The sequence below is a fragment of the Peribacillus sp. Aquil_B1 genome (assembly GCF_022603275.1).
In the GTDB taxonomy this organism is placed as follows: domain Bacteria; phylum Bacillota; class Bacilli; order Bacillales; family DSM-1321; genus Peribacillus.
On the sequence record NZ_JAKXEE010000001.1, the window covers coordinates 2,641,595 to 2,666,634 of the forward strand.

The 25,040-nt window shown below is 38.6% G+C and carries 28 protein-coding genes; 10 read left to right on the top strand and 18 right to left on the bottom strand.

What is annotated here, in order from left to right; translation table 11 throughout:
• The first annotated feature begins 70 nt into the window (after nucleotides 1-70).
• The gene (gene lexA, locus MPH60_RS12835; protein WP_101221643.1) at nucleotides 71-694 is read left to right on the top strand and encodes a transcriptional repressor LexA; all 624 of its coding nucleotides are present in this window, start codon (nucleotides 71-73) and stop codon (nucleotides 692-694) included.
• A gap of 225 nt (nucleotides 695-919) precedes the next feature.
• Here lexA and MPH60_RS12840 read toward each other — a convergent pair whose 3' ends face one another.
• Complete coding sequence (locus tag MPH60_RS12840; RefSeq protein WP_241594279.1) at nucleotides 920-1,534, bottom strand: glucosaminidase domain-containing protein; 615 nt, start codon at nucleotides 1,532-1,534, stop codon at nucleotides 920-922.
• Nucleotides 1,535-1,898: 364 nt separating this feature from the next.
• On the opposite strand from MPH60_RS12840, the gene MPH60_RS12845 reads away from it, so the two are divergent.
• A complete protein-coding gene (locus MPH60_RS12845) occupies nucleotides 1,899-2,186 on the top strand; it encodes a hypothetical protein (RefSeq protein ID WP_241594280.1) in 288 nt (95 codons plus the stop codon).
• 513 nt (nucleotides 2,187-2,699) lie between these two features.
• Here the strand turns inward: MPH60_RS12845 and MPH60_RS12850 are convergent.
• Nucleotides 2,700-4,232, bottom strand: a complete 1,533-nt coding sequence (locus MPH60_RS12850; protein WP_241594318.1) for an esterase/lipase family protein — start codon at nucleotides 4,230-4,232, stop codon at nucleotides 2,700-2,702.
• 768 nt (nucleotides 4,233-5,000) lie between these two features.
• A complete protein-coding gene (locus MPH60_RS12855; protein WP_101221641.1) occupies nucleotides 5,001-5,225 on the bottom strand; it encodes a helix-turn-helix transcriptional regulator in 225 nt (74 codons plus the stop codon).
• A 134-nt stretch (nucleotides 5,226-5,359) separates the two neighbouring features.
• Here MPH60_RS12855 and MPH60_RS12860 point away from each other — a divergent pair, with 134 nt between their 5' ends.
• Nucleotides 5,360-5,998, top strand: coding sequence for a LexA family protein (locus tag MPH60_RS12860; protein ID WP_241594281.1), 639 nt, complete (start codon nucleotides 5,360-5,362; stop codon nucleotides 5,996-5,998).
• A 535-nt stretch (nucleotides 5,999-6,533) separates the two neighbouring features.
• Here the strand turns inward: MPH60_RS12860 and MPH60_RS12865 are convergent.
• Nucleotides 6,534-7,223, bottom strand: coding sequence for an N-acetylmuramoyl-L-alanine amidase family protein (locus MPH60_RS12865; protein ID WP_241594282.1), 690 nt, complete (start codon nucleotides 7,221-7,223; stop codon nucleotides 6,534-6,536).
• Between the two features lie 311 nt (nucleotides 7,224-7,534).
• A complete protein-coding gene (locus MPH60_RS12870) occupies nucleotides 7,535-8,299 on the bottom strand; it encodes an alpha/beta fold hydrolase (protein WP_241594283.1) in 765 nt (254 codons plus the stop codon).
• A 146-nt stretch (nucleotides 8,300-8,445) separates the two neighbouring features.
• On the opposite strand from MPH60_RS12870, the gene MPH60_RS12875 reads away from it, so the two are divergent.
• Together MPH60_RS12875 and MPH60_RS12880 are read left to right on the top strand one after the other, a co-directional pair.
• Nucleotides 8,446-9,363 (top strand): phosphotransferase family protein, encoded by a 918-nt coding sequence (locus MPH60_RS12875; protein ID WP_241594284.1) that lies wholly within the window; start codon nucleotides 8,446-8,448, stop codon nucleotides 9,361-9,363.
• Between the two features lie 189 nt (nucleotides 9,364-9,552).
• A complete protein-coding gene (locus tag MPH60_RS12880; protein ID WP_241594319.1) occupies nucleotides 9,553-9,786 on the top strand; it encodes a CotD family spore coat protein in 234 nt (77 codons plus the stop codon).
• Between the two features lie 70 nt (nucleotides 9,787-9,856).
• Here the strand turns inward: MPH60_RS12880 and MPH60_RS12885 are convergent, their stop codons facing one another.
• Nucleotides 9,857-10,318 carry a GNAT family N-acetyltransferase gene (locus MPH60_RS12885; protein WP_241594285.1) on the bottom strand — a complete coding sequence of 154 codons (462 nt, stop codon included), beginning with the start codon at nucleotides 10,316-10,318 and terminating at the stop codon, nucleotides 9,857-9,859.
• A gap of 252 nt (nucleotides 10,319-10,570) precedes the next feature.
• On the opposite strand from MPH60_RS12885, the gene MPH60_RS12890 reads away from it, so the two are divergent.
• Nucleotides 10,571-11,062, top strand: coding sequence for an AAA family ATPase (locus MPH60_RS12890; RefSeq protein WP_241594286.1), 492 nt, complete (start codon nucleotides 10,571-10,573; stop codon nucleotides 11,060-11,062).
• 317 nt (nucleotides 11,063-11,379) lie between these two features.
• On the opposite strand, the gene dnaN is transcribed toward MPH60_RS12890, so the two are convergent.
• Nucleotides 11,380-12,510, bottom strand: a complete 1,131-nt coding sequence (dnaN, locus tag MPH60_RS12895) for a DNA polymerase III subunit beta (RefSeq protein ID WP_241594287.1) — start codon at nucleotides 12,508-12,510, stop codon at nucleotides 11,380-11,382.
• Between the two features lie 264 nt (nucleotides 12,511-12,774).
• On the opposite strand from dnaN, the gene MPH60_RS12900 reads away from it, so the two are divergent.
• Nucleotides 12,775-13,101, top strand: coding sequence for a DMT family transporter (locus tag MPH60_RS12900; protein ID WP_272492856.1), 327 nt, complete (start codon nucleotides 12,775-12,777; stop codon nucleotides 13,099-13,101).
• Nucleotides 13,102-13,126: 25 nt separating this feature from the next.
• Complete coding sequence (locus MPH60_RS12905; RefSeq protein WP_241594288.1) at nucleotides 13,127-13,474, top strand: DMT family transporter; 348 nt, start codon at nucleotides 13,127-13,129, stop codon at nucleotides 13,472-13,474.
• A gap of 122 nt (nucleotides 13,475-13,596) precedes the next feature.
• Here MPH60_RS12905 and treR read toward each other — a convergent pair whose 3' ends face one another.
• The 3 genes from treR to treP form a co-directional block, all read right to left on the bottom strand.
• Nucleotides 13,597-14,310 carry a trehalose operon repressor gene (treR, locus tag MPH60_RS12910; RefSeq protein WP_241594289.1) on the bottom strand — a complete coding sequence of 238 codons (714 nt, stop codon included), beginning with the start codon at nucleotides 14,308-14,310 and terminating at the stop codon, nucleotides 13,597-13,599.
• Nucleotides 14,311-14,341: 31 nt separating this feature from the next.
• The gene (treC, locus tag MPH60_RS12915) at nucleotides 14,342-16,012 is read right to left on the bottom strand and encodes an alpha,alpha-phosphotrehalase (RefSeq protein WP_245406438.1); all 1,671 of its coding nucleotides are present in this window, start codon (nucleotides 16,010-16,012) and stop codon (nucleotides 14,342-14,344) included.
• A gap of 80 nt (nucleotides 16,013-16,092) precedes the next feature.
• Nucleotides 16,093-17,544: a PTS system trehalose-specific EIIBC component gene (treP, locus tag MPH60_RS12920; RefSeq protein WP_241594290.1), complete on the bottom strand. Its 1,452-nt coding sequence runs from the start codon at nucleotides 17,542-17,544 to the stop codon at nucleotides 16,093-16,095.
• A gap of 316 nt (nucleotides 17,545-17,860) precedes the next feature.
• Between treP and MPH60_RS12925 the strand changes: the two genes are divergently transcribed.
• Together MPH60_RS12925 and MPH60_RS12930 are read left to right on the top strand one after the other, a co-directional pair.
• The gene (locus MPH60_RS12925) at nucleotides 17,861-18,445 is read left to right on the top strand and encodes a CGNR zinc finger domain-containing protein (protein WP_241594291.1); all 585 of its coding nucleotides are present in this window, start codon (nucleotides 17,861-17,863) and stop codon (nucleotides 18,443-18,445) included.
• Nucleotides 18,446-18,566: 121 nt separating this feature from the next.
• Nucleotides 18,567-19,121: an HPP family protein gene (locus MPH60_RS12930; protein ID WP_241594292.1), complete on the top strand. Its 555-nt coding sequence runs from the start codon at nucleotides 18,567-18,569 to the stop codon at nucleotides 19,119-19,121.
• Nucleotides 19,122-19,264: 143 nt separating this feature from the next.
• On the opposite strand, the gene MPH60_RS12935 is transcribed toward MPH60_RS12930, so the two are convergent.
• The 8 genes from MPH60_RS12935 to MPH60_RS12970 form a co-directional block, all read right to left on the bottom strand.
• Nucleotides 19,265-20,374 (bottom strand): DNA alkylation repair protein, encoded by a 1,110-nt coding sequence (locus MPH60_RS12935; RefSeq protein WP_241594293.1) that lies wholly within the window; start codon nucleotides 20,372-20,374, stop codon nucleotides 19,265-19,267.
• 89 nt (nucleotides 20,375-20,463) lie between these two features.
• Nucleotides 20,464-21,177, bottom strand: a complete 714-nt coding sequence (locus tag MPH60_RS12940) for a YjjG family noncanonical pyrimidine nucleotidase (RefSeq protein WP_241594294.1) — start codon at nucleotides 21,175-21,177, stop codon at nucleotides 20,464-20,466.
• A 63-nt stretch (nucleotides 21,178-21,240) separates the two neighbouring features.
• Nucleotides 21,241-21,702 carry a DMT family transporter gene (locus MPH60_RS12945; protein WP_241594295.1) on the bottom strand — a complete coding sequence of 154 codons (462 nt, stop codon included), beginning with the start codon at nucleotides 21,700-21,702 and terminating at the stop codon, nucleotides 21,241-21,243.
• Nucleotides 21,703-21,733: 31 nt separating this feature from the next.
• Nucleotides 21,734-22,432 (bottom strand): Crp/Fnr family transcriptional regulator, encoded by a 699-nt coding sequence (locus MPH60_RS12950; RefSeq protein ID WP_241594296.1) that lies wholly within the window; start codon nucleotides 22,430-22,432, stop codon nucleotides 21,734-21,736.
• A 44-nt stretch (nucleotides 22,433-22,476) separates the two neighbouring features.
• Nucleotides 22,477-22,902, bottom strand: coding sequence for a DMT family transporter (locus MPH60_RS12955; protein WP_241594297.1), 426 nt, complete (start codon nucleotides 22,900-22,902; stop codon nucleotides 22,477-22,479).
• 292 nt (nucleotides 22,903-23,194) lie between these two features.
• Nucleotides 23,195-24,097, bottom strand: coding sequence for an aldo/keto reductase (locus MPH60_RS12960; RefSeq protein WP_241594298.1), 903 nt, complete (start codon nucleotides 24,095-24,097; stop codon nucleotides 23,195-23,197).
• A gap of 272 nt (nucleotides 24,098-24,369) precedes the next feature.
• Nucleotides 24,370-24,696 (bottom strand): PTS lactose/cellobiose transporter subunit IIA, encoded by a 327-nt coding sequence (locus MPH60_RS12965; RefSeq protein ID WP_241594299.1) that lies wholly within the window; start codon nucleotides 24,694-24,696, stop codon nucleotides 24,370-24,372.
• A gap of 24 nt (nucleotides 24,697-24,720) precedes the next feature.
• Entirely contained in the window at nucleotides 24,721-25,026 is a 306-nt protein-coding gene (locus MPH60_RS12970) for a PTS sugar transporter subunit IIB (RefSeq protein ID WP_241594300.1), read from the bottom strand.
• Nucleotides 25,027-25,040 lie beyond the last annotated feature (14 nt).

Below are 25,040 nucleotides of genomic sequence, written 5' to 3' on the forward strand. Positions count from 1 at the left end.
AACTTATGTTTGTATAGAGTTGGGGGCCATGCTATAATGTAGCAAAGAACATTGGGGAAGAGGTGCACAAATGACTAAACTATCAAAACGGCAGCAAGATATTCTTGATTTCATTAAAGAAGAGGTCCGCCAAAAAGGGTATCCACCTTCCGTACGGGAGATTGGCGAAGCAGTGGGGCTTGCTTCAAGTTCAACAGTACACGGACATTTATCACGCCTGGAAAGCAAAGGCCTGATTAGACGCGACCCAACCAAGCCAAGGGCCATTGAAATAATGAATTTGGAGGAAGCGAACAATATTCCCAAAGTCAATGTCGTGAACGTGCCGTTACTTGGAAAAGTAACAGCGGGAATGCCGATAACGGCCATTGAGAACATAGAAGAATACTTTCCGCTTCCCGAAAGCATGGTTCCACATGATGACCATGTATTCATGCTGGAAATCATGGGTGAAAGTATGATCGAAGCAGGAATTCATGATGGGGATTATGTCATCGTGAAACAACAAAGCAATGCCAATAATGGAGATATCGTCGTGGCCATGACGGAAGATGATGAAGCCACTGTAAAACGATTCTTTAAGGAACCGGATTACATAAGGCTTCAGCCTGAGAACTCAAATATGGAACCAATTATTTTACGGGATGTTTCGATCCTTGGAAAAGTAATAGGCTTATATAGACAAATACACTAAAAGCGCTAACCGCGCTTTTTTTGTTTGTTTAATCTATGTCCTGAATTCTCTCAATATGCATATGGAAGAGTGGATATTGATATATTTATTAATAGAATCAGATTTTCTTGGGAATTTAAACATCCTTTATTACGGATCGGAGTTATACGATCGCCTAATATTTACTTTGGTAACAATCTGATTACAATAAAAAAGAGAGCTTCAATTATCGCTCCCAGTTAAAATTCACTTCACTCTTAATCTTTGGTTCACCTTTATGAGGTTAAGATCGACCAAGCCATTCCACTGTTGTATCTGCACTTGTGTAGAACCGTATGCTTTTGCAAGCGCAGAGACGGTATCCCCTTTTTGGACAATATGATAAACCTCTTCAATGCTTGCATCATATTTTGTTAAATCGCTTGTTTCGATAAGGTTCACCAGTTTTTCAATATATTTGGGATCCGATGCATACCCCGCATCGAATATTGCTTTGAGTGCTTTTCTGTAATCTTTTTCTCCAATGACAGCTGTATAAAGACTTCTGTTCCACGAAGTCCCCTTTACATATAAATTGGCAAGATCTCGAAGACTTTCTTCCCACGATGGATATTTTCTGAATTTGTTCCATACTTGAACAGGCACACCATTGACATATTCCATTGTCTGAATAATGACAGACTCACCCTTGAAGTCACCTTTTGTACCGAATATATTTTTTCCTTTGCTTGCTAATAAACTTGTCCCATATCCACTCTCCAAACAAGCTTGTGCGATGACAACCGAAGGTAATATTTTAAATTCCTGTTGAATTTTCTGGGCATAGGGAGCAATTTCCTTAATAAATGTTTCTTTGCTCATTTGAACCTCCCACTAATAGGCATTACTTTATTTTTCACTGTTTATTCTCATTCTTATCGTATTCTCATCTATGAAAAAGGTTACAGCTTGTCCAGTACAAAAGGTTCCGATGATCTGGCTGATTTTTAGATTACTTACCTCGAATAGTTCGCTCCGCGTACTATTTATCCATTTCCCCACCAACCAGGAAAAGCCGCCAATCCATATATTAAAATGGATTGACGGCTTTTTTAATTGAACACTGGAAATCTTCAAAACTTGTCTAAAACTTTTAATAATTCATTTTAAATTTGTAATCATTGTATAAAAAATTGATGAAAAACAAAAATTAATTTTAAAAACTTCAATTCAAGGTGGTGAAATCATGGACTACCCAACCATCCATACAAACTTTTGGGATGCAGTGATAGCCATTCCTACCATCATGATTCTTACTCAACTTATTAAGGTCATGTTTCATATTCGTCCAAAATTCATCCCTGCCATCGCTTTGGCCCTTGGCTTGTTCATTTCCATTTTCATCAGTCATCGTCATCACTTTGTTTCAGGAATTTTCATGGGCTGGTTTTATGGCTATGCTAGCATAGGCAATTATGCTGCACTCAAAACTGATATTTTGTCTTATAGAGAATCCTATAAAAAGACGGATTAAACCTATATAGGTTGTCTCTCTCTGCCACTAACACCCATGTTACATCCCATTTACACATCCAAAAAACCCCTCCTTAATTAAGAGAAGGGATCAATTTGTCGGGAAAAGTAAGTTATCCTTTATGTTTTTTAAACTCCTGACTAACCGAGCATGCTTGGCAGACCGTCGGCGGAAAGGAAGCGGATTTTCTGCAATCGACTGGATCTTTTTTAAAATAAAAGAAACTTAGAATTTGTCTACAGTCTGATACCCTTTTTAAGAAAGGCTCTTTTCGTAAAGATTGGTGTTTTTAAAACAAAACTATTTAAGGTTGATTGGAGCGGAAGTGCGAGACTCCTGCGGGAGCAGCGGGACAGGTGAGACCCCACAGGCGTTTACGCCGAGGAGGCTCACCGCCCGCCCCGCGGAAAGCGAGCATCTGGAGGGGAAATCAACCACACCGCACTACTTGGTAAATAGCAGTAAATAGCAACAAAGTATGCGAAAACAGCCTTAAGAAAAGAAAGGATTTCACTATTTCTCAATATAGACCGAACGAATCAGCGTCCGGGTTCTTTCAGTACCATACACATTTTTTTCCTTGACATCTATTGTTACATTATAAACACCTGACTTAGGTACTTCTGGAAGGGTGCCAGTAAAATTTTCAGTATCCATTGCCTTAATTGAGCTTTTTTCACTAATTTCATTACCGGTTTCATCTATTAGATGAACCGAAAATGTTGTGCTGATTGGCCTTTTTTTATCATTCATTGGGTTCTTTATTAAAAATTTTGCATCTTTTTGCTTAACTTTACCGGCCATACTTAATGTAATGGGATTCTTTTCGTTAAATTGTGCAGTGAGCAGGTAGGCGTCTTTTGACGATTTTGTCTTCATTCGCACTTTCCAATCACCCATTTCAAGGTTGTTTCTATTGAATGAGTGGATGGTTGCACCATTAAAAAAGGAAGTTTCATTTTTGGCTGAATGCACCTTTAAGGAAGGTGAATACTTTTTATTGGATGGAGAAATCAATTCAACCTCGACATCATTTGAGGCTGTATATATGTTTATATTGCCTGGGGCTGCTTCATTTACATGGAAGCTTCGTTCGATCCAGACATTTTGTTTCAGGACATCACCCAAAACGGTTTGAGCGAGTGCGGTTGTAATGACATCATCTTCAACCCGTTCTTTATAATTGACATTATATTCAGGGATTCCAGCGGCGGAAGTGCTTCTTAAATATGGTTCAATTCTTGAAAATACAGCTGAGCCAACTCGTATATTGTCGTGATCAAAGTTGGGATCTGAAAATAAATGGGTTGCATAGGGTATTTTTGTACTCCATACATTCACTAGACCATCATTTTCCCCATATGAAGATAAATATTGTCCACCCATGGATAAGGCTGATAGAACCGGGCCTCTGTTCATGCCTGCCACAGTGAAATACATGTTTTTACGAGAATTAACATGGTTATCCGTGACAGAACGAAATTCCGCCATTTTACCAACTTGTAAAGAATAAGTTCCCTCATCTTTTTGACCTAATAGGGAACCAAGCCAGCCCGCATACCAGCTATAAGCCAAATCAGCAAGGTGAGAACCATGATGAGGGGAAGCTAAAGTGATCACCCTTCCAACATATTGGTGTGCTCCGTAGTGCACTAGAGCCGCTTGGGTATCTGGGCCCCCTTTGCTGTGAGCTATAATATTTACTTTTTCGCCCCCGAAATGGTTACTGATTTCTGCAAGCATTTGAGCTAAAAGCCTTCCATTAGCATATTGGCTCACTGATCCATTTCCAGCTGAATCATGAAGCTGAACAAAAACAGTTTGGTAGCCTGCTTCATACGCTTTGGTATACATATCATTGACACCATGATAATCCGTTTCACCGTACCAGCTGGTTGAACTGCCGTTTTTCCCTTGAACAAACACGATCGGTGGTTTCTTTGTATCAAGATTGGGAGGAATACTTCCAAGAAACCAATCTCCTGGACTGAACGTTTCGGAAGGAGGCTTTAATTTTCCTGCTGAGGAAATGTCTGGATTAGCCATAATTAATATGGTTAGAATGAGGACAAGAAAAACGACATAATTGATTACATTCCTTTTCAATTGTTATCTCCTCCAATATCAAGTGGAATTTTTTCGAACTCATCCTATTATCAACGCCCTCCTTCCAGGCCTTTCATAGCCTTCATTAGTATATATTTGTACTTTTGCATACCATTACCTGCTATCTTCACAAAGATGGGAGAAAAAAACTAGAAGAATTCATAATAAATGGAGATATAGTATGATGGTTTGCCTTCGATTCGTTTATGTATACAGTCATTTTCCATTTATGAAATGATCCTTATAGGATAAATCCATATATCGACTGCTGTAAGTTCACAAAAAAGAGAATAAGCCCTTCTCCTGCAAAGGATATAGGGCTTGACTTTTTTATGATCATCCAAATATTATTCTTCGAATTTGCCACTGTCCAATTGCTCCTATTCATGGTGTTTTGAAGTCCATCCTAGACATTAAGTAAATTATTGAAAAAAATTCTTTCACAGCAATTGGCTGTCATTCATAGGGATCTCAGTATCAATCGTCTATTTGGATTTTTAACTCCTTAAAGCCTTCCCTCAACCCACATACGCGTATTTCACAAATGAGAACTGGATAAATAATTTCAGGGCTATGCTGTTCTTCCGATTGTACAATATGTTTATCTGATTTTCCTTTCCTCTTTTTTTCACTCTCTTTCGATCATTTCTTAAATCTTGCCCCAGGAATGGTTACTTTGGTGAAGAAATGGTTGATAGTCTTGATCCTTTAACTACATTTGAAGTGTAGGTGGGGATCAAAAAAAATGATGTCGTCGATTGAGAACCCAACACATTCAGCAAACAAATAAGCCTTATCGATTCGCAAAGGAATCTTATATTGCTCATAGTCAATGTAAGTCCTTTTGGCCATTTTCAGCACTTTAGCCATTTCTTCTTGTGTCAAACCTTTATACTTCCTCGCTTGTTTAAGTGTGAACTTAACGTTTGTCATATCTTGTCACCACCTATCTAAAAAAATGATATCACACTTGAAGTATAGTTACCAACAATTTTTCGCAAAATTCACGCACTTTAAGTTTACTCACTTTCACTCATGGTGTATATTCTAGTAAGAGGTGAAGAAATATGCACATTGGTGAACGGATTAAAATGTTAAGAAAAGAAAGAAAAATGACACAAGAAGATTTGGCAAATATATTAAAAGTGGCGCCAACGGCAGTATCAGCATGGGAATCCGGACGGAATAAACCTTTAATGGATAAATTGAGCATGATGTCCGCATGCTTTGAAATACCGCTATCCCACCTCATTGAAGGAGCACCTATCGTTAGAAATGCTCCTGGAATGGAATTTCTAAATGAAAAGAATGTAAGATTAATTGGAGTCTATGGCAATATCCCTGCTGGAGATCCTAATTTCACCAATGAATATATAGAAGCATATATGCCGACATTAAATTCGATGTTAAAAACGAATAAAGAATATTTTTTCCTGAGAGTGAATGGCAATAGCATGAACAAAGAATTCAGTGACGGATCATTGATTCTCGTTGAAAAAACAACCTACGTCGATAAAGGAAAAATTGGAGTGGTCTTGGTAAATGGTCACGATGCTACGGTCAAAAAAGTGAGTATCGATGAAGAAAACATCACACTCACTCCCTGCAGCACAGATCCTTTTTATGAAAAAAAAACCTATAACATCAAAAATGATAGAGTCCGAATTTTAGGAAAAGTGGTTCAAGCCATTAAAATATACGATTAATATCCATTTAGAATTTTTAAGGAAAATTACTTTAGTTCTCCTTATTGACTGATACATATTAGGTATAAGCCATCATGGTTTGTGCTTTTTAGTATTGTTTTATTTGCCTCTGTAGCTCTAGAAGGGAAGAGCGCCGGAAAACATTTGTAGCCACCGGGTCGCAAGGTAAGGGTTTCAGAAGCACCGAAAAGCAAATAAGCTGAGGCAGGTGGAATTCCTGCCGGTGAAAATCCGTAGGGAAGCGTGTTCTCCCCTAGCCTATGCTTACGAAAGGAGTGCGGGTTCGAATCCCGTCAGAGGCTTGTTTCCTGGAAAATGCGAAGATATATCAAATTCCTCTTTTGCCTCCTGAGCAAAATTATTTATTTTTCCCTTTCACTTCTTCCGCTAATTTCAAGCATTCATATAGGACAGTAGTATGTACACGATTATTTTATTCGTGAACGAGGAAAAGCCCCTCTCTTTTTAAGAAGGGCTTCCTGTGTGGTGTGCTTCTGGAAGTTAAAAATCATTTAACCAGGCAACTATTAATGATTCATTTAACCCGCAATTTCTGGTTTACTGTAATGGTGTACTGACTGTCAAGATCGTTCCAATCTTTAATTTGCTGAACCGTACTGCCATAAGCAATGCTTAAGGAGTATACGGTGTCACCACTAACGACTGTGTGGTATACAGCTGTATTTTTCTTTTTAAGATTGAAGCATTTAACTAAACCGTTTACATGTCCGCGAGCCAGTGATTCGATAAAGGATGCCGTTTTCAATTTGGCTGCGTCATTGACATTATCGATAAATCCATTTTCAGTCAGGAGTGCAGGCATGTCCGTTTCACGGAGCACATGTAAATCTCCTGTTTTTTGTCCTCTGTCTTGGATGTTGATAAGCTTCATGACCTCTGAATGAATATGATCTTGATACGTTTTCGTAATCTGATTCGTAGACGTATAAACGTAATCCTCATACCCAGTGCCTCCGCCAGCATTTATGTGAATGGAGAGATAAAAGTCGGCTCCCCACGCGTTCGCTGCATTCGTCCTATCGTTTAAAGAGGGGTACGTATCTTGGTACCTGCTCATTTTTACAGAAACGTTATTATATTCTACTAATAAGATGTCTTTGATTCGAGTTGCAATGGATAAAGTTAAATCCTTTTCTCTCAATCCATTCCCCACCGAGCCTGGATCCGTACCGCCGTGGCCGGGATCAATAAATACTTTTACCATTTCTATCACCTCTATTAATCTTATGTTACGTATCAATAAATGCTTGTACACATAACTATCTGATTAATGAAATTTCAAAATAAGAATTCATCTTCTCGGCTACAGGTCCAAAAAAAATACACCCTAAAGGTGTCATGGCATTATATGATGAGATTCGCCAAATGGCCGGGTAATTTTTCAAAAAGCCTTCCTCCATTTGTATACTATTCTATCAGGAATTATTGGGCATCTATAAAATAAAGTGATAGAAGGAGACAGAGAGATTATAAAAGGCAACATTAACAAAATACTCTAAAAATGCTTGCATTCATCTAGTTATGGTTTGTTTTATTTAATTGTTCTGCACAATCTTTGATTGAGTCAATCACTATAGTTGGTTCTGATAATTGCGGGAAATGCCCACTTTTTTTTGCGACAATGTGTTTGCTGTTTGTTGACAATGAAAGCAATTCCAATTGGTTCTCAAGTCGTTTTTTTCGAATTTCCTCTGGCATCATTCGATTTTCTTGTCCACCAGTAATGACAAATACAGGTATTTCGGGAAATGTAGCAGTTTGCTGGATTTGTTCCACAGTTTTTTTCACAAAATTAACTTCATTGAATTGTTTATGCGAGGATAAGGAATCAAACACCTTGAACATCCTATTAAAGGCTTTTACAGCCTTGCCTTGATATTCATTAAGGCTAATATCTTTCGTTGTACTGGATTCTAAAAAAACTATTCCCCCCACTTCATTTGTGTAAAGTCGGGCATATAAATTAGCATATAGGCCGCCTAGCGAATGTCCGACCAATAAGTATGGAGGTTCAAACCCCACTGTTGTTAATGCCTCACGTAAAGTATTAACCATACTTTTCCCGTCTTGGCTTTCCTTCGGTTTATCGCTGCCAGCAACACCAAAGCGATTATAGGAAAATACAGATGCTGTTTCCGAAATTGCCGGCAGTATTTTCATCCAACCTTCTATCGGTCCAGAACCACCATTAATCAAAACTATATTTGGTTTGCCTTTTCCACTAATATTGTATTGTAACGTCCCTTTTGATGTTTCCACTTTATATTTTTCTATTTTCAATGTCAGCGCACCTCACTTTGTTTAGATTACTCTACGTGTGTATCAAGCTATTGGTTTCATTTATTGAAGTTCTAACATAATGCTTTAATTCGAAAGATATCTCGAAACTTATCCTATAGCTTATTAAATTTTAAAAGGAGAGTTGTATGATGAATGAATTTGGTAAGTTTGAACGATTGGTTCAAAAGTTTGATCAAGGGAGCAAGCTAATTCGCGCATGGGAATTAAAAGGCGGTATTTCTGCACAGGTTACAGGCCTTGAAGTATTATATCCTTCAGGGCGGATCATGAAAATGATCGTTCGTCAGCATGGTGAACATGACCTAAAACGGAATCCAAATGTTGCAGCAGATGAACACAAGCTATTAGGGATATTGAAAGCTGCTGGTTTGCCTGTACCGATGCCATATCATCTTGAGCAATCGTGCGAGATTTTTTCCAAGCCATCCATACTTATCGAGTTTATTGAGGGCAAGACAGAATTCACTCCCTCAAATCTCAAAGATCATATCTTGCAATCAGCAATCAATCTAGCAAAAATCCATCGTGTTGATTGTGCAAATCTATCTTTATCCTTCCTGCCTAAATTAGAAAATACATATACCAAGATGTTAAATAATAACGATCGGGTAATCCTGGACGAAACATTAAATCTGAGCTTGATTAGGGATTTATTAACATATTTCACGCCTTTACCATCCATGAATAAGGAAGTGATCCTTCATGGTGATTATTGGCCAGGAAATCTATTATGGAAAGAGGATAAACTAGTTTCCATAATTGATTGGGAAGATTCAGGCATAGGGGACCCTTTGGCTGACCTTGCCAATAGTCAACTTGAAATCTTATATCATTTTGGAATGCAAGCGATGAATGACTTCACCAATCAATATAAATCCATGATGCCTGAGGTGAATTTTACCAGCTTACCCTACTGGCAATTATTTGCCGCATTAAGGTTATCTTCATTTCCTGAATGGGGCTTCGAAAAAAGCAAGGAAAATAACTGGCGAAAAAGACACAAGTCATTTGTTCGTCAAGCGATTAACCGAATTCGTTTATAAGATGAGTGAAAAATCTGATATGCCCAGGATATTTTTGATAAAGGCATTTATACTAGTCCCTTTATCATTTATTTTCATAAACTAATAATGACTTTCAAAAAAGAACCAGGAGGTGTTTAAATGTATAATAAGCCCTGGGGGCATCCGAAAGGCGGTCAATTTCCACGACAATATTGCCCACCTCACAGAATGCCTACTCAGTATAATCCACCACAAATCTCCCCCGCTAAGCAATATGTAAAAACTAATGTCATTAACACGGTGATTCCGGTTTTTCACCCGACACATACAACTACCGTGAATAAACACTTCAACACATATATACCGCATACCCGAAGTATCGTGAAAGAGTGTTATTCCCAAAGCTTTATTTGTGGAGTTCCTCAACCCCCCAGTTATTCAAGGAGAATGTTAAGATATTAATTAAAAAAACCCCCATTCGGGGTTTTTTTAATTCCTTCCTTCAACCTTTGAATATTGACAGTCAATGGATTTACAACTTTCTAAATGCAAATTCCCTATACTTTTTAAAGTTCTGTTTCTCGTAAAACTCTTTTGCAGCTTTGTTTTCAAACCAATAATCCAGTTCAATTAAATCTATATCATTCTTTTTGGCCATTTCATAGACCTCATTCATTAGTATTTTACCGTAACCTTTTTTGGTTTGATTTTCAACGATACTAAGCTGATGCACATATACTGATTTATACGCATTTTTAAAAGCACTTTCTGGATAGTTTTTAATTTCAATCCATACGTAACCGACCGGTTCTTCATGTTCTTTTACAACGAGAAAAACAAAACTGTCATTCTCCACCAATCTTTTGAAAGATTCTTTCATTGCACTATAATTATATTCCTTAAAATGCTTAGGATATAGTTTTGCATGCAGATCGTGAACATTTCGATTTAATTTTGCAATTACTTCATGATTCCTGGTTTGACTAACATACATAATTATCCCCCTATCTAAATCCTGCGAATTCCTTATACCAGTAATGTCCACATTCAAAGTACGATTATTTATATAGGCCAGTCAATAGCCGTAAAGAAGAATCCCGTTCCTAAAGAGGCAGGCAAAGTTCTTTTTTCATTCTGGGTAAAAAAAAGACGCAAATTAACAGTTTGAACATACTAATAAATAAAGTGGAAAATACCATTAGGATATTAGTAATCTATTTCCTTAACATACTGGAAGGTGATGACCATGACTTACCCTCTTTTTATTGTGACTGGCATTAGTGGCTCAGGTAAATCAGCAACTTCACTGGAATTGCAGAAAATCATGGTGGATTTCAATGTATTTGACATGGATCTTATCGTTAACAATGACGACTATCAAACAGCATGTGATAATTGGTTGAAAGTTGCCTATTATAGTGCATATTCCGGACGTAATTCCGTATTATTCGGCAATGTACCCGATCCTTATAATGTTGAAATTTGCGACCATTTCCCTTTATTTAATCCAGTTCATTACCTACATCTTTATTGTAACGGTGAAGCACGTACACAACGATTATCGGCTCGTGGCAAATGGACGACTGACAGCATTAATTATATGAATGTGCTATCTGAGAAGTTAGTTCAAGAAGCCAAAACATCCGTTCCACCAATACCCACTTTAGACACTTCTGCCACTTCGCCGCCCCAAGTCGCTAAGTTAATTAAACAATGGATAATGGAGAAGCTTGCCTAAATAAAGGAACATTATTTTTATAAATGCAAATATGGAGAATTTCTGATGAAATACGTACATTAATTCCAAAATCCACTCTTGTCTGCTTGCTTTCTTAGCCAAATAAACTTACTGGTATAACCAAAGCCTTTTTGTATAGCTTTTGATTTAAGGGTCGTTAGTTGAAGAAGTAGTAAAAAGGGATATTCCTTTAGAAAATCCCTTTTTACATCCCGAAAATATCTGAATATTGACTAGTTTTGAATTGATGGACGGACACATTATTTATCAGTTATTCGCCGTTCACCCTGTTGTTCGTTTTTTATAGCCTTTGTTCTTTAATATGTTCTCACTGGTGATATAAGATGACGATAAGAAGAATTATCGCTTGGCTCTATTAAGACAGGCCTCATTGGACCGCCAAAACTTAGCTTTACCTCTTTTTCCTTTATCGCTTTTAAAGCATCCAATAAAAAACTTCCATCCAGTGATATTCTTAACCCCGCATCACCTCTGATTGACTTGATGCTTTGTGTTTCTTCAATTTTCCCTAATTCCGTTGAGTTAGAAGATATCCTTAGCTTACTATTGTCCAGAATTTCTAAATGTACATTGTTATTTTTCCATTCACTTGCAAAAAGGCAGGCCCTATCAATACCCCTTAACAGTGTTTTCGTATCCAAGGTGATGATCGTTTTCAAATCTTTTGGCAGCAGTCCTGATATATTAGGATAGTTACCTTCAATCAGCCTTGAAAAAAATGAGATATTATTTGATTTAAAGACGATATAGCTTTTTGTGATGAAAATATGTATGATAACCGCGTCATCATCAATTAACTTGGTTAACTCATTAAGGCTATTACTTGGAACGATGAAAGACCCATTCACCTTCGATTTCAACGGAAACTCTCTTAACGCTAAACGATGGGAATTTGTTGCAGCACAAGAAAGCCAGTTTTCCCTGATTGTCAAATTGACTCCTGTCAGGGAAGGTCTTGCCTCACTTTTAGAAACGGCAAACGCAGTCTGTTTTATGATATCCAATAATTCAGCACTGGGGATATTAAAATAACAAGCTCCATCTATTTGTGGAAGGTTAGGGTATTCCCCGGAATGTAAAGCCTTTAAATTCATGACTATTTCATTTGATTTAATAGTAACTGAATGATTTTCATTCAGCTTAACATGGATGACATCAGATAATTTTTTAACGATTTCACTTAAATATTTTGCCGATAAAACAACCGTGCCCTTTTCATGAACCTCCAATTCCTTTACACCATCAATCGTTAAAGGAATGGTTTTTTCAATGACAATATCAGAATTACTACCAAGAAGGGTTAAGCAATCGTCATTAGCCACTATCTTTATTCCTGATAAAATGGGTATAGGTGTTTTTATGGAAACGGCATGGCTGACATCTGAAATCGCCTTTTTGAAGTATTCTTTGTTTATTATAAATTCCATGAAATAAGTTCACCCCAATATAATCGTTAAAGGAATAATTCGACAAAATCCCTAAAAATCCCTGTTCACCCTTCTTATATGTTGCTATCAGGTTCAAAGAAGCAGCTTATTGTATCGCTTTCAGCCTACTATTGAGCGTGAAATGCAGTAACAAAAAATTTGAAATTGACTATAGGTGGTATTAGTTTTATATGAGTCCTTTAGATGATAAGATTCTTGGGGGAAGTGATTGAAAAATAGATCAATATTTAGGAGGAGTTCATCTTGAATCCATATGCATTTTTGGCAATAGCCATCCTAAGTGAAGTGTTTGGCAGTTCGATGTTAAAAGTCTCAAACGGGTTTAAAAGGTTACTCCCTTCCATTGGAGTGGTAATTGGAATGGGTTTGGCTTTTTATTGCCTATCGATATCATTAATAACCATACCGCTTGGAACGGCTTATGCCATTTGGTCGGGAATAGGCACAGCTTTAACGGCTTTAGTCGGAGTTATCGTTTACAAAGAGAGCTTTAACATGAAAAAATTTTTAGGTTTAGTCCTGATCATTGGAGGAGTGATGGTTTTGAAGCTCTCGAGTGGGGGCAATTAACAAGTTAGTAATTGGAGGTAATAGTATGAAAGGATACACAGCTTTAGGAATATCCATCATAAGCGAAGTATTTGGTACGACCATGCTTAAGTTTTCTGAAGGATTCACGCATTTATTCGCTTCATTTGGGGTTATAATAGGATTTGGAATTGCATTTTATAGCTTATCCATATGTCTTAAAACCATTCCGTTAAGCTTAGCTTATGCCATTTGGTCAGGAATAGGCACAGCTTTAACGGCTTTAATTGGCGTACTATTATGGAGTGAACCATTTAGTATCACTACATTAGGCGGCTTAGTATTAATCATTGGCGGAGTGGTTTTACTTAATGCTACCCATACCGCTAAAGAAGCGAAAGGAGAGTCAAACTAAGTTTGACTCTCCTCTCTCCCCGCTCGTTCAAAAATAAAAATGGCTTCAAAGCCTGCCACGGCGGCGTTCTCATTTTAAATGGAGCAGAACTTTCAAGAGTTGTGGTTCATTTCTTCCTTATCTCACCAAGTCCTTCTTGCAAAGTCCGTGAACTTGAATTTATCGGGTCTATGCCTGGATTCGCTATATTGAAACAAGCTTCCATCGATTAAATGGACCGTACTTTTTACAACTGCCACCATATCGAAGTCTTCAATGTCCAATAAGTGTTTATCTTCCTCACTGCATGGCTCCACGGTAATTTCCTTGTTGGAAAAACCAATCTGGAGCCCGAGTTCCTTTTCAATATATCCATAAATAGAATCCTCACAAATTTCCTTGGTCAGGTTCGTTACGAATTCGCTCTTGAAATAGTCTTTGTCGAGTATGATTTTCTTCCCATTGATTTGTCGTACCCGGAAAACTTTCCACATTTTCCCATCATCATTCAAATCTAGAAGCTTGGCCATTTTTGAATCGGGGGTCTCAAGCTCCAACTTGTGGATGATCGTTTTGGAATGCAAATTCAACTTTTCCACCATTTCTTTATAGGAAATCAACCCTGCTACAGGAAAATTAAATTTGCTGAAATCCAAGACAAAGGAACCCTTGCCTTTGATTTTATGGATATATCCATTTTGTTCTAGCATTTGTAAGGACTTTCTCACAGTATCCCTGGATATATCATATTCATCCATAAAGCTGCTTTCAGAAGGTAGCTTTGAATTTGTCGGAAAGATTCCTTCTTCAATTTTTGAAACGATATCACCATATAGCGATAGATATTTGCTGTTCATTTCATCACCACAATATATTTTTCTTAGTCTGCTACTCGTCCTTTTTCAACAAATAGACAACGGATTCATAGGGACGAAGGATAACATCACCTGCAAGTTTTTTCGAATCGATATAGTTTGACAGCAGGAGCTCTGAGTTGTATCCGGATAGGTCTATATCTTTTGGCATTTCGAAGGACGCTTCTTTTGCATAAAAGTTATTGATGACCAAAAGTTTCTCGTCTTCATAACTGCGTACATAGGCGAACATTTGGTCATGGTCGCCAAGAATTTGCTGATAGTCCCCATATGCAATGATATCATGTTTCTTGCGTAAGGATATAAGTTTTTGGTAATGATGAAAAATGGAATCCTGATCCATCAGTGAGTGTTCAGCATTGATGATCTTGGCATTATCAGGCACTGTAATCCATGGATTCCCTTTTGTAAAGCCTGCATGCTCCGCATTTTCCCACTGCATGGGAGTTCTCGAGTTATCACGGGATTTAGCTTGAAGGATTTCGATTATTTCCTTTTCATCCTTGCCTGCCTCTTTTAATATATTGTAATAATTAATCGATTCCACGTCCCGATATTGTTCAATATCTTTGAATTTCGGGTTGGTCATCCCTATTTCCTCCCCTTGATAAATATAAGGGGTTCCCCTAAGCATATGAATGGCTGTTGCCAGCATCTTGGCCGATTCCTTATGATACTCTTGATCATTCCCGAACCTTGATACGATCCTCGGCTGGTCATGGTTGCACCAGAACAGGGCATTCCATCCATTTCCTTCTTGCATCCCATATTGCCAGCTGCTTAGGATTTCCTTTAACTGCCTGAAGTCAAAATCTGCTAGTGACCACTTTTCCCCATCCTTATAATCCACCTTTAGATGATGGAAACTGAACACCATGGACAGCTCCTTTTCAGCTGGAGATGAATATTTGATGCAATGGTCAATGGTCGTCGATGACATTTCCCCTACAGTCATCACCTCTTCATCCTTCCCGAAAGTTTCTTCATTCATCTCTTTAAGGAATTGATGAATTTTGGGACCGTCTGTATAAAAGCATCGTCCATCTCCATCTTGATCATTTTCATAGATGTCAGGTTTCGAAATAAGATTGATGACATCCAAACGGAATCCTTTGACACCTTTATCCAGCCAGAAGTTTACTACATTGAAGATTTCCTGCCTCACTCTGGGATTTTCCCAATTAAGGTCAGCTTGTGTTCGATCGAACAAATGGAGGTAGTATTCATCATGTTCCGCTACATATTCCCATGCAGGACCCCCGAATTTCGAAATCCAATTGGTAGGGGGCTCTCCATCTTTCGATTTCTTGAAAATATAATAGTCCTTATATTCTTTATCTCCAGCCAATGCTTTTTGGAACCATTCATGCTCTGTTGATGTATGGTTGAATACCATATCCAGCATGATTTGAATATCCCGCGAATTAGCTTCCTTCACCAATCTCTCAAAATCATCCATCGTCCCAAAAACAGGATCAATGGATGTATAATCCGCTACATCATAACCATTATCATTTTGCGGTGAACGATAAAAAGGGGTCAGCCAAATATAATCCACTCCCAGTTTATTCAGATAATCAAGTTTTTCAATAACACCATTTATGTCCCCGATGCCATCACCATTCGAGTCCTTAAATGACTTCGGATAAATTTGATAGATGGTACTTTTTTTAAAATCCTTCATTGTAATTCCTCCCCTGCTATCCCAGCTGTATCTTTTGTCAGTATGGTAAAAAAGAGGGAGAATGCTCTCCCTCCGCGTTATTAAGCATTTAATTTCGTTGTTTTTGTTCTTGTTTTCAAGTTCATATTAGGACGCTTGGAGAATGCTATAGTCAAAATGAATGGCACAACGAATGCAACCAGCATCGCGAGTGCAAACATTCCCATATGCTGCGGCTGGATGGATAGGATACCTGGGATTCCTCCAACACCGATGGAATTTGCCATTACTCCAGATCCGACTGAAACGATGCCTGCGAAAAGTGAACCGATCATACCGGCTAAGAACGGAAAGCCGTATTTCAGGTTAATCCCGAACATGGCTGGCTCGGTTACACCGAGATAACATGAAATCGTAGCGGGTATGGAAACCTGTCTTTCCTCCTGGTCTTTTCTGTTGATGTAAATCATTGCTAGCACTGCCGTACCTTGTGCAATATTGGATAATGCGATCATTGGCCATAGGTTCGTACCGCCAAGTTCACTCATAAGCTGAAGATCGATTGCGTTTGTCATGTGATGCAGGCCTGTGATGACAAGCGGTGCATAGGCAAAGCCGAATACGGCAGCAAATAGCCAGCCAACTGATGAAGTCAATCCGGAATAAACAACCGTGGAAATGACAGAACCGATTTTCCAGCCTATAGGCCCCAGAATGGTATGGGCAATGATTACTGTTGGAAGTAAAGCGAAAAATGGAACGACGATCATGGAAACGGAATTGTGCACTTTATCTCTCAAGAACCGTTCTAAATACGCCAAGACGAACCCTGCCAGTATCGCTGGGATGACTTGGGCCTGGTAGCCGATCATATCGACCTGGGCAAAACCGAAATCCCAAAAAGGTATGTCACTTGCCTTTGTGTTTGCCACTGCATATGCATTAAGAAGCTGTGGGGAAACCAGGGTCAAACCAAGGACGATCCCGAGAATTTGGGTCGTGCCCATTTTCTTCGAGATTGACCATGTAATCCCAACAGGAAGAAAATGAAAAATAGCTTCACCTATCAGCCATAGGAAGGCGTGGACCCCTCCCCAAAATTGTGAAATATCCACAAGGGTCTTTGTGCTATCATCGAACATTTTTATATCTCCAATGATATTGCGGAATCCAAGAATGAGTCCGCCAACGACTATGGCAGGAATCAGCGGGGTGAAAATGTCCGCAAGATGTGCAATCATACGCTGCAGCCAGCTCATATTCTGTTTTGCTGCATTTTTAACATCTTCTTTTGATGCTTCCTGAAGTCCAGCTATGGAAACGAATTCATTATAAAACGAAGATACTTCATTCCCGATTATGACCTGAAACTGGCCAGCTTGTGTAAACGTTCCTTTCACAAGCTTAATCGATTCAATATTCGTTACGTCCGCCTTAGCGGGATCTTTCAACGCAAAACGCATTCTTGTTGCACAATGCGTAACCGTCGCAATATTTTCTTTCCCTCCGACATGTTGGAGCAAATCCGTTGCTGGTTCTGTGTATTTACCCATTTCACTACTTCCTTTCCCTAGAAAGCAAAATATAGTTGTTTTTATCACCTGTACGTATAGGTTCTGTATACGCTTTCATATTATCCTGTACGTACAGGTATTGTCAATAACTTTTTTCCTCACTTTAAAAGAATTGATGATCATGGACTTTCATTTACGATTCTGTTCTTGCACATTTGGATTTTGATAGCATTCATATTATCCCGTGATTTTAGACGAGTAGCTGAAAAATTCAGAAATAATGTATAATGAAGATATAACCTCTCAATTTATATTTTAATGGTTAGAATTTAGCAGGGAAATGGGCGATGAACTTATGTCTGAAAACAATAAATTTCCACTTATATCGGGTCATCTATCTCTGGATTTAGTGAATACGGAACTAGTCAGTCGTGGTCAGCGCCAAGACTTATTACTTTCAGAACGGGATGTGCTGGACTGGATTTCTGTAATAAAAAGGGAAAATCCATATTGGGATAGTCAGCTATCCTTAAAAATTAAAGAAAGAATTCAACAGGTATTTGTAGGCGTTCAAGAAATGCGTACTATTTTAAGAAAACAATTTGAATCAATAGCGGATGGGAATCCGATTCCAGCTGAGTTTATCGCTTTTTTAGAAAATAAAATTGAAAAATCACCTTTCACTTATAAATTAAGTGATCAAAAACTGGTTCCCATACCTGTTGGAGAAGCGGAAGATATCCTGCAATCTTATATTGCTTTTGACACATTAACATTAATCGAAGAAAATAAGCTAACATCACTAAAGCGATGCTCGAATGATGATTGCGTACTGTTATTTATCGATGAAAGCGGAAGACGCAAGTGGTGTTCAATGAAAATATGCGGGAATAGAAAAAAGGTCGCCCGATTTCAACACCGGAAATCTGATGATGAATGAAGATCCAACTTATTAAAAGAGTTGGTTTTTTCATGACCTTTTCAACTAACCATTAAAAATGGTTTTGACAGGTTAGTATGTTTCGTGTAAAGTCTAATTATATAAAAAAGGAGGGGGAATAATGGACCGCATAACTGTAGCGAGACAACAAGAAACACGCTCATTTCATATACGGTTTTTAGCTAAAATGAAGGGAAAAGGAAGAAGTCCTTTACAGATAAATGTAAAAGACGCACTAACCGGGCTAATCGGTGGATTTTTAACTATTTTCGCTTTAATTCTTTTAACAAAAATAACATCGGCATTGTGGTTAATGGCTCCATTTGGTGCCAGCTGTGTGCTGGCGTTCGGTCTGTGGAATGCACCATTATCACAACCGCGGAATATTATAGGCGGTCATTTTATTTCAACATTCGTAGGCTTAGCTTCCTATCATTTTTTTTGCGATGAACCTTGGGCAATCGGCTTGGCTGTCGGATTAGCAATTGCGGTGATGATGCTGACAAAAACGACGCACCCGCCAGCTGGAGCAGACCCGCTTGTAGTCATGCTTGGCCAGTATGGCTGGAGTTATTTATTTACTCCTGTTTTAACTGGTGCCGTGATAATCGTTTTACTGGCATTGTTAATTAATAATTTGCGCAGCAATCGGAGCTATCCAACTTTTTGGATTTGATTGCTTTTTAATGTGTTATGAGATAAAGCATAATTTTGCAATGTCATGAAATAATAAACGAGGAACGCTCAGGCTCCTCGTTTTTGTCAGCTATAAGTGCTGGTATTCTTATTTAGATCTCACACACTTTTCAATAACCTTTATCATCCATCATTTAGTTTGACTTGTGTTTCTGCAACTTCCACACCGTTCACAAGGAGTGATATTCGATGGATCCCCATATAATGTCGACGTGTCGTCAGGTCTTTCCAATTGTGAATCCTCACTCTTTCAACTCCTTCACCATCTGAGAAATCCCTATCTGCCAATAGGAAAATTTTACGGGAAGTTTTCTGATTCGCTTTCACAAAATCGATGGCATACTCGATGCGAAGTTTCACAGAGTTCTTTTCTTGAACTTGAAAACCGAAATGAAGTTCACTCGTTTCCCCAATACAAATCGAGTCTGGTTCATTTCTAATAAACGCGTTTGTAATGATACGTGGATTATTCAATACATCCGTGTATCCGAATAATGAAAGGACCTCAGGATCTGCTTGACGAACCAAGGTCCTGCATCCCCGCCGGACAATCCAAATCGTGTTGGGTTCTCCGCTTTCATGCCAACGCTTGGCAGTTTCTATGACGACATTCGGATTATCTCTTGCAATATCATTCAAGTTATTGGCCACACTTTTGCGAACATATAGGGACGGGTCGTTTTTCAGGTTCTCAAGTAATTCCAAAACTGGTGCCGGATCGGATTTGAACATCGGTAAAGCTTGCCCCCAAGGTAACCTGGGCCTGCATCCCTCACTAGCCAGCCTCCGGACATGCTCATCTTCATGCTTGGTCCATTCCTTCATCTTCTCGATCATTAAAACGGGATCAAGCAAGATAAATGCACGGATGGCAAATTCGGAAGACGATCTTGCAGTAAAACGCTCCAAGGCATCAAGCGATAACGCCCAGTCCTCCTTATTCAATCCATGTACCTCTACAAAATCCGGAAAAAATAAATATCTAAAACCTTCACAATCCTTATCAATTCGATATAAAATATCCAAAGCTTCTTGGTAATCACTTGGAAGATGCTTTCCAAGGGTAATCGAAATATGTCTAATTCGTTCTTTTAATTTCCTCTCGTCCCAATGCTCATCCATCACTTCTTCTACAAATAAATCAGTAGAGAAGGACGGATGGACACCCTTTACTTTTTCACCGAATTCTCGCATGAATGTTTCATTATATAAATCCTTTAAGGGTTCAGCCATTTAATTCACTTCTTTTCTTCAGGTTATACTTGATTATATAGCATTTTCTTTATTGTATAGTATTGATCGCAAATACAATGAAATAGCAACTAGCTTTTGTAACTCAAGTCACATGCTTTGTTTATTATGGAATATAAATCACTAAGCTGCTGGATTTCATAGGTTGGCTCAATTCCTGTTTCATTCTGCTTACATTCAGGATTAAACCAGCAGGTATCCATGCCGGCAAGTTGGCCGCCTCTTATGTCTGCACTTAATGAGTCCCCAATTATCAATCCTTGTTCCGGTTTAAAATAAGGAATACTGGCAAATACGTAATCGAAGAACTCTTTCATAGGCTTTTGATATCCAGTATCCTCTGAAATGAAAATTTGTTTAAAATAAGCATGCAAACCTGAATCTCGCAAGCGTTTATCCTGGGTCCTGGAAACCCCATTTGACACAATATATAAATCATGGTGCAGCTCTAAAATCGCAACCAATTCATGTGCCCCATTAACCTCCTGATGCCCTTGTTCCAAGTAACGACGATAGGTTTTCTCCAGTGCAACCCCGTCCACCGCCCGGCCATATTCTTTAAAAAAAGTTGAAAATCGAGTATTGATTACCTCATCCCGCGATATTTCCCCCTTTTCAAATGACTTCCACAGGTTTTGGTTGATTGTTTTATAATGCGCCTCCGCTTGCGGTGTATACAACATTTGTTGCTCCTTGAAAAGTAAGCGCAGTGCATCACTTTCTGCCTTCTGAAAATCTAAAAGTGTATCATCTATATCAAAAAATAAAGCTTTGTACCTGTTCATGTGTATCGCTCCATTCAATGTTTCCATCCAACTTTGAATACCCGTGACCATACCATGGTCTTTCTAGTTCATTTCAAAGGCCATTTTCCTTTTCCCACCTATTTTGAATACTATCATCCCAGCAATGATAATCAGGATCCCCCCCAACTGCTTGAATGTAAAGGGAACCTTCTCCAGCCCCAACAAACCTGTAGAATCCCAAGCCAGAGCAAATACAAGCTGTGCCGCCATCACGATTGAAATGGCGAAGGTAGGTCCCAGCAGCTTAACTCCCTGTGTCACACAAATGACCACACCTATGCCAACCAACCCGCTGAACCAATACCAGGGCTTCATATTATGCAGTTGAAAAATCTCTATTCCCTCAAATGCGACCCCGCTTAAAAATGAAGCAAGAAAGCCCAACCCTAATACAAGTGTCGTCGTTGACCATGGATTGACATGTTCATTTACTTTACTATTAAAAACGTTTTGTAAACTGACCAATGAACCCGCGAGGATTGCCCAACTTAATCCGATCAACATCGTAACGCCTCCTTCAAATCATATAAACCTTCTACTCATAGATATTATGGCTGGACAGTGCCTTTACCCCTTCCCAGTCCTTAACTTGGATGAACCCATCGGAACGATCAATCAAACCGTCCCTACAAAGATTCAGTATGACTCGATTCAAGTGCCGGTAACTTGTTCCAATAAAGTTTGCAATATCCTTCAGGCTCTCTGTATTCAGCCTTCCAGTGATATGGGCACTTGTTTCATCGAACGAAACGGATAGGAGGTAACTTGCAAGCCTTACTTCGACTGGATGCATTAAATTGAAACTAAGTGACTTGGATTTAATATAAAACTTCTGGGTGATGACCCTTAGTAAAAATTGCAGGAAGGCCGGTTGACCTTCGGCATACTTTTTTAACCATTGATGCTGTATGCCGATTACATAGACATCCGATACCGCTTCAACAGTATTGATGATATCGATTCCTTGTATGTATTCAATATCTCCAATTACTTCAAGGGGGGTCTTGAATGACAAAATCAGATTCTTGCCTTCAACTGATGTCGTATACACTTTAACTTTCCCCTTAACCAGGACGTACAAATAATTCACTCGATCGCCTTGGGAGCAAATGCATTCACCAGGCTTAACCCGGTATAGAGATAAATAGGGCATCAAGGCTCCATTAAAAATGTTTTCCAACTGATGTGCCTTCAAGTAGTGATTGAGTTTTTCCGAATCCATTATTTCTTTCATCTGATTAAGATTCACTTCCTGCCTATTACTTAATATCCATACAATTATACCGCTAATAAAATGATTCCTGCCATCATCAAGCCAAGCCCAATGAACTGTGGTAGTTGCATCTTCTGTTTCGTTACCCCAAACCATCCCTTGCTATCTATGACAAAGCTAAGACTTAGCTGCGCCAGCAATAGAGCTGATACCGAAAACGTCACTCCGATTTGTTTATAGGCCGAAATATTACTGAAAATAATCACCGCTGCAAAGGTTCCACCCGACAAATACAACGGTTTAATTTTTTTAAATTCAAGAGAATCCCCTTTACGCATCATAAATAAAATCAACCCGGCAATGATGAAACCAGTGAACTGTGTAATTGTTGCGACTTGCCACGTGCTAAGGTCCCGGCTGATTTGGGAATTGGCTACACCTTGCAACGTTAGAAAAGCTCCACCTAAAAATGTTAAGAAAACCCCTTTCACTTTTTCTCCCCCCCTTCTTTCTTTCCATTATTAAATAATAGATAAAAGATTCCTGAAAGGACATATGTCCCGCTGTTCGACTCCAGACTTCATAATTGGAATGGAAGATTTTTTTGGGGAAATAACAAAATATTCTCTGCCAAGATCAATCATTAATTAGCAATGCCACTAATTAATTAGTGGCAACGCTTGTTTACCATTAACTTGAATTATCCGTAATTATTTTTTAACACAAAAAAGAATGGAACCCCCTATTGGAAGTTCCATTCTTTGCGTTCAAAGGGAAGGCTCATTACGGAATATCATGTCCCATCGAGCTTGTTAAAATGTTAAACCATTGCTCTTTTTCCATGCTTAGGTTCAGTGAATCAATGGCGCTGTCCAATCGTTCTTTCTTACCGGATCCAACGATCGGAATGATTTTTGCAGGATGTCTCAACAGCCATGCATACATCACTTCATCTATTCCATTGGCTCCGATTTCTTCTTTTACGATTTCTAACGTTTTTCTTAAGCGAACAGCCTTTTCATTCGATTCCTCAAAAATGCTGCCTCCTGCAAGCGGTGACCATGCCATCGGAGCCACGCCCATTTCCTGACATGAGTTCATGGTTCCGTCTTCGAAGTTTTCAAGATTGTATGCAGAAAGCTCCAGCTGATTCGTCACAAGCGGATATTCTAGAAAAGATTGAAGCATATCCCATTGCGGTTTTTTGAAGTTGGATACTCCAAAGTTTCGGACCTTTCCTGATTCCTTTAATTGATTAAACGCCTCTGCCGTTTCCGCCGGGTCCATCAGGGGATCAGGACGATGGATAAGTAACAGATCAATATAATCCGTCTTAAGATTCATAAGAGATTGTTCAACAGACTTTATGATATGGGCTTTACTAGTATCATAATGGTGACTTTTATGGGAAGGACGGTTTTCTGATTTAAGAACTATGCCACATTTCGTAACAATCTCCATTTTATCGCGTAAAGATGGCTTTAATGAAAGTGCATTCCCAAAAATCCCCTCACACGTATAACTTCCATATATATCGGCGTGATCATATGTAGTGATGCCCCGATCCATTCCGTGTTCAATAAGAGATAGGATTTCCTCGGCAGAAAATCTCCAATCTGCCAATCTCCACATACCGTGTACAATGCGTGAAAGACTAAGCTCATCAGTTAGATTGACTCTTTGCATGTTTTTCTCCCCTTTTATAACATGATTGGGCTTGCTAATTAGTTTTTTGTTTTTCTATCATGACTCCCCTTCGCTAATCAGTTTCAGTATCTATAGCTACTGCCATGAACCTTAGTATAATTTAAATTTTCGGAGATTCCTAATCTTGAGTGACCCTTATCTGCCATATTTATTTAGCTTAGGTTCATGAAGAATTATATCGCCGCTTTCCCGTGCAAGTTCATACATTATGAACATAGAAAAAGGCTGCCGCAGCAACCTCCTGAATATTGTTAGTTCTTTTGTGTTTTCTCGTGTAATTCAACGATTTCTATTGCTAAATCTTTTGTTGTCATGGAAGTCATCAAGTGATCTTGAGCATGGATCAGTAGCATTGGAATATCGAATTTCTCACCATTCACTTCTTGTTGAATCAATGCGGTTTGGATTTTATGTGCCGCAACAAACTCATGTTCCGCTTCCTTTAATTTATCCTGAGCATCACTTGATTTACCTTGTTTTTGCAAGGCGATGGCTTCCATTGCACAACTGCGGGCATTCCCGCTATGGAGAATTAATTGAAAAGATAATTCTGATAGATCCTCTTTCGTTTTTGCCATATTAACACTCCTTTTGATAGTATGTTATTTTGAAATTAATTGGAGGGCCGTACGCAATACTTCCTTGCCATTACATGATCCATAGTGCATTGGATTTATCGTATCTACAGGTACTCCTTTTTCATCCCCTATTTTCTTTATATCATTAAGTAAATAACGAACTTGAGGGCCTAAAAGTATGACATCCACCTCATTTATATGGTTTCTCACTTCCGTTGTGGCAACAGCCTGGATTTTCACGTTCAATCCTTCTTCCACCGCCGCTTTCTCCATCTTATTTACCAATAGACTAGTGGACATTCCTGCAGAACAGCATAATAGTATATTCATCATCATTCCTCCTT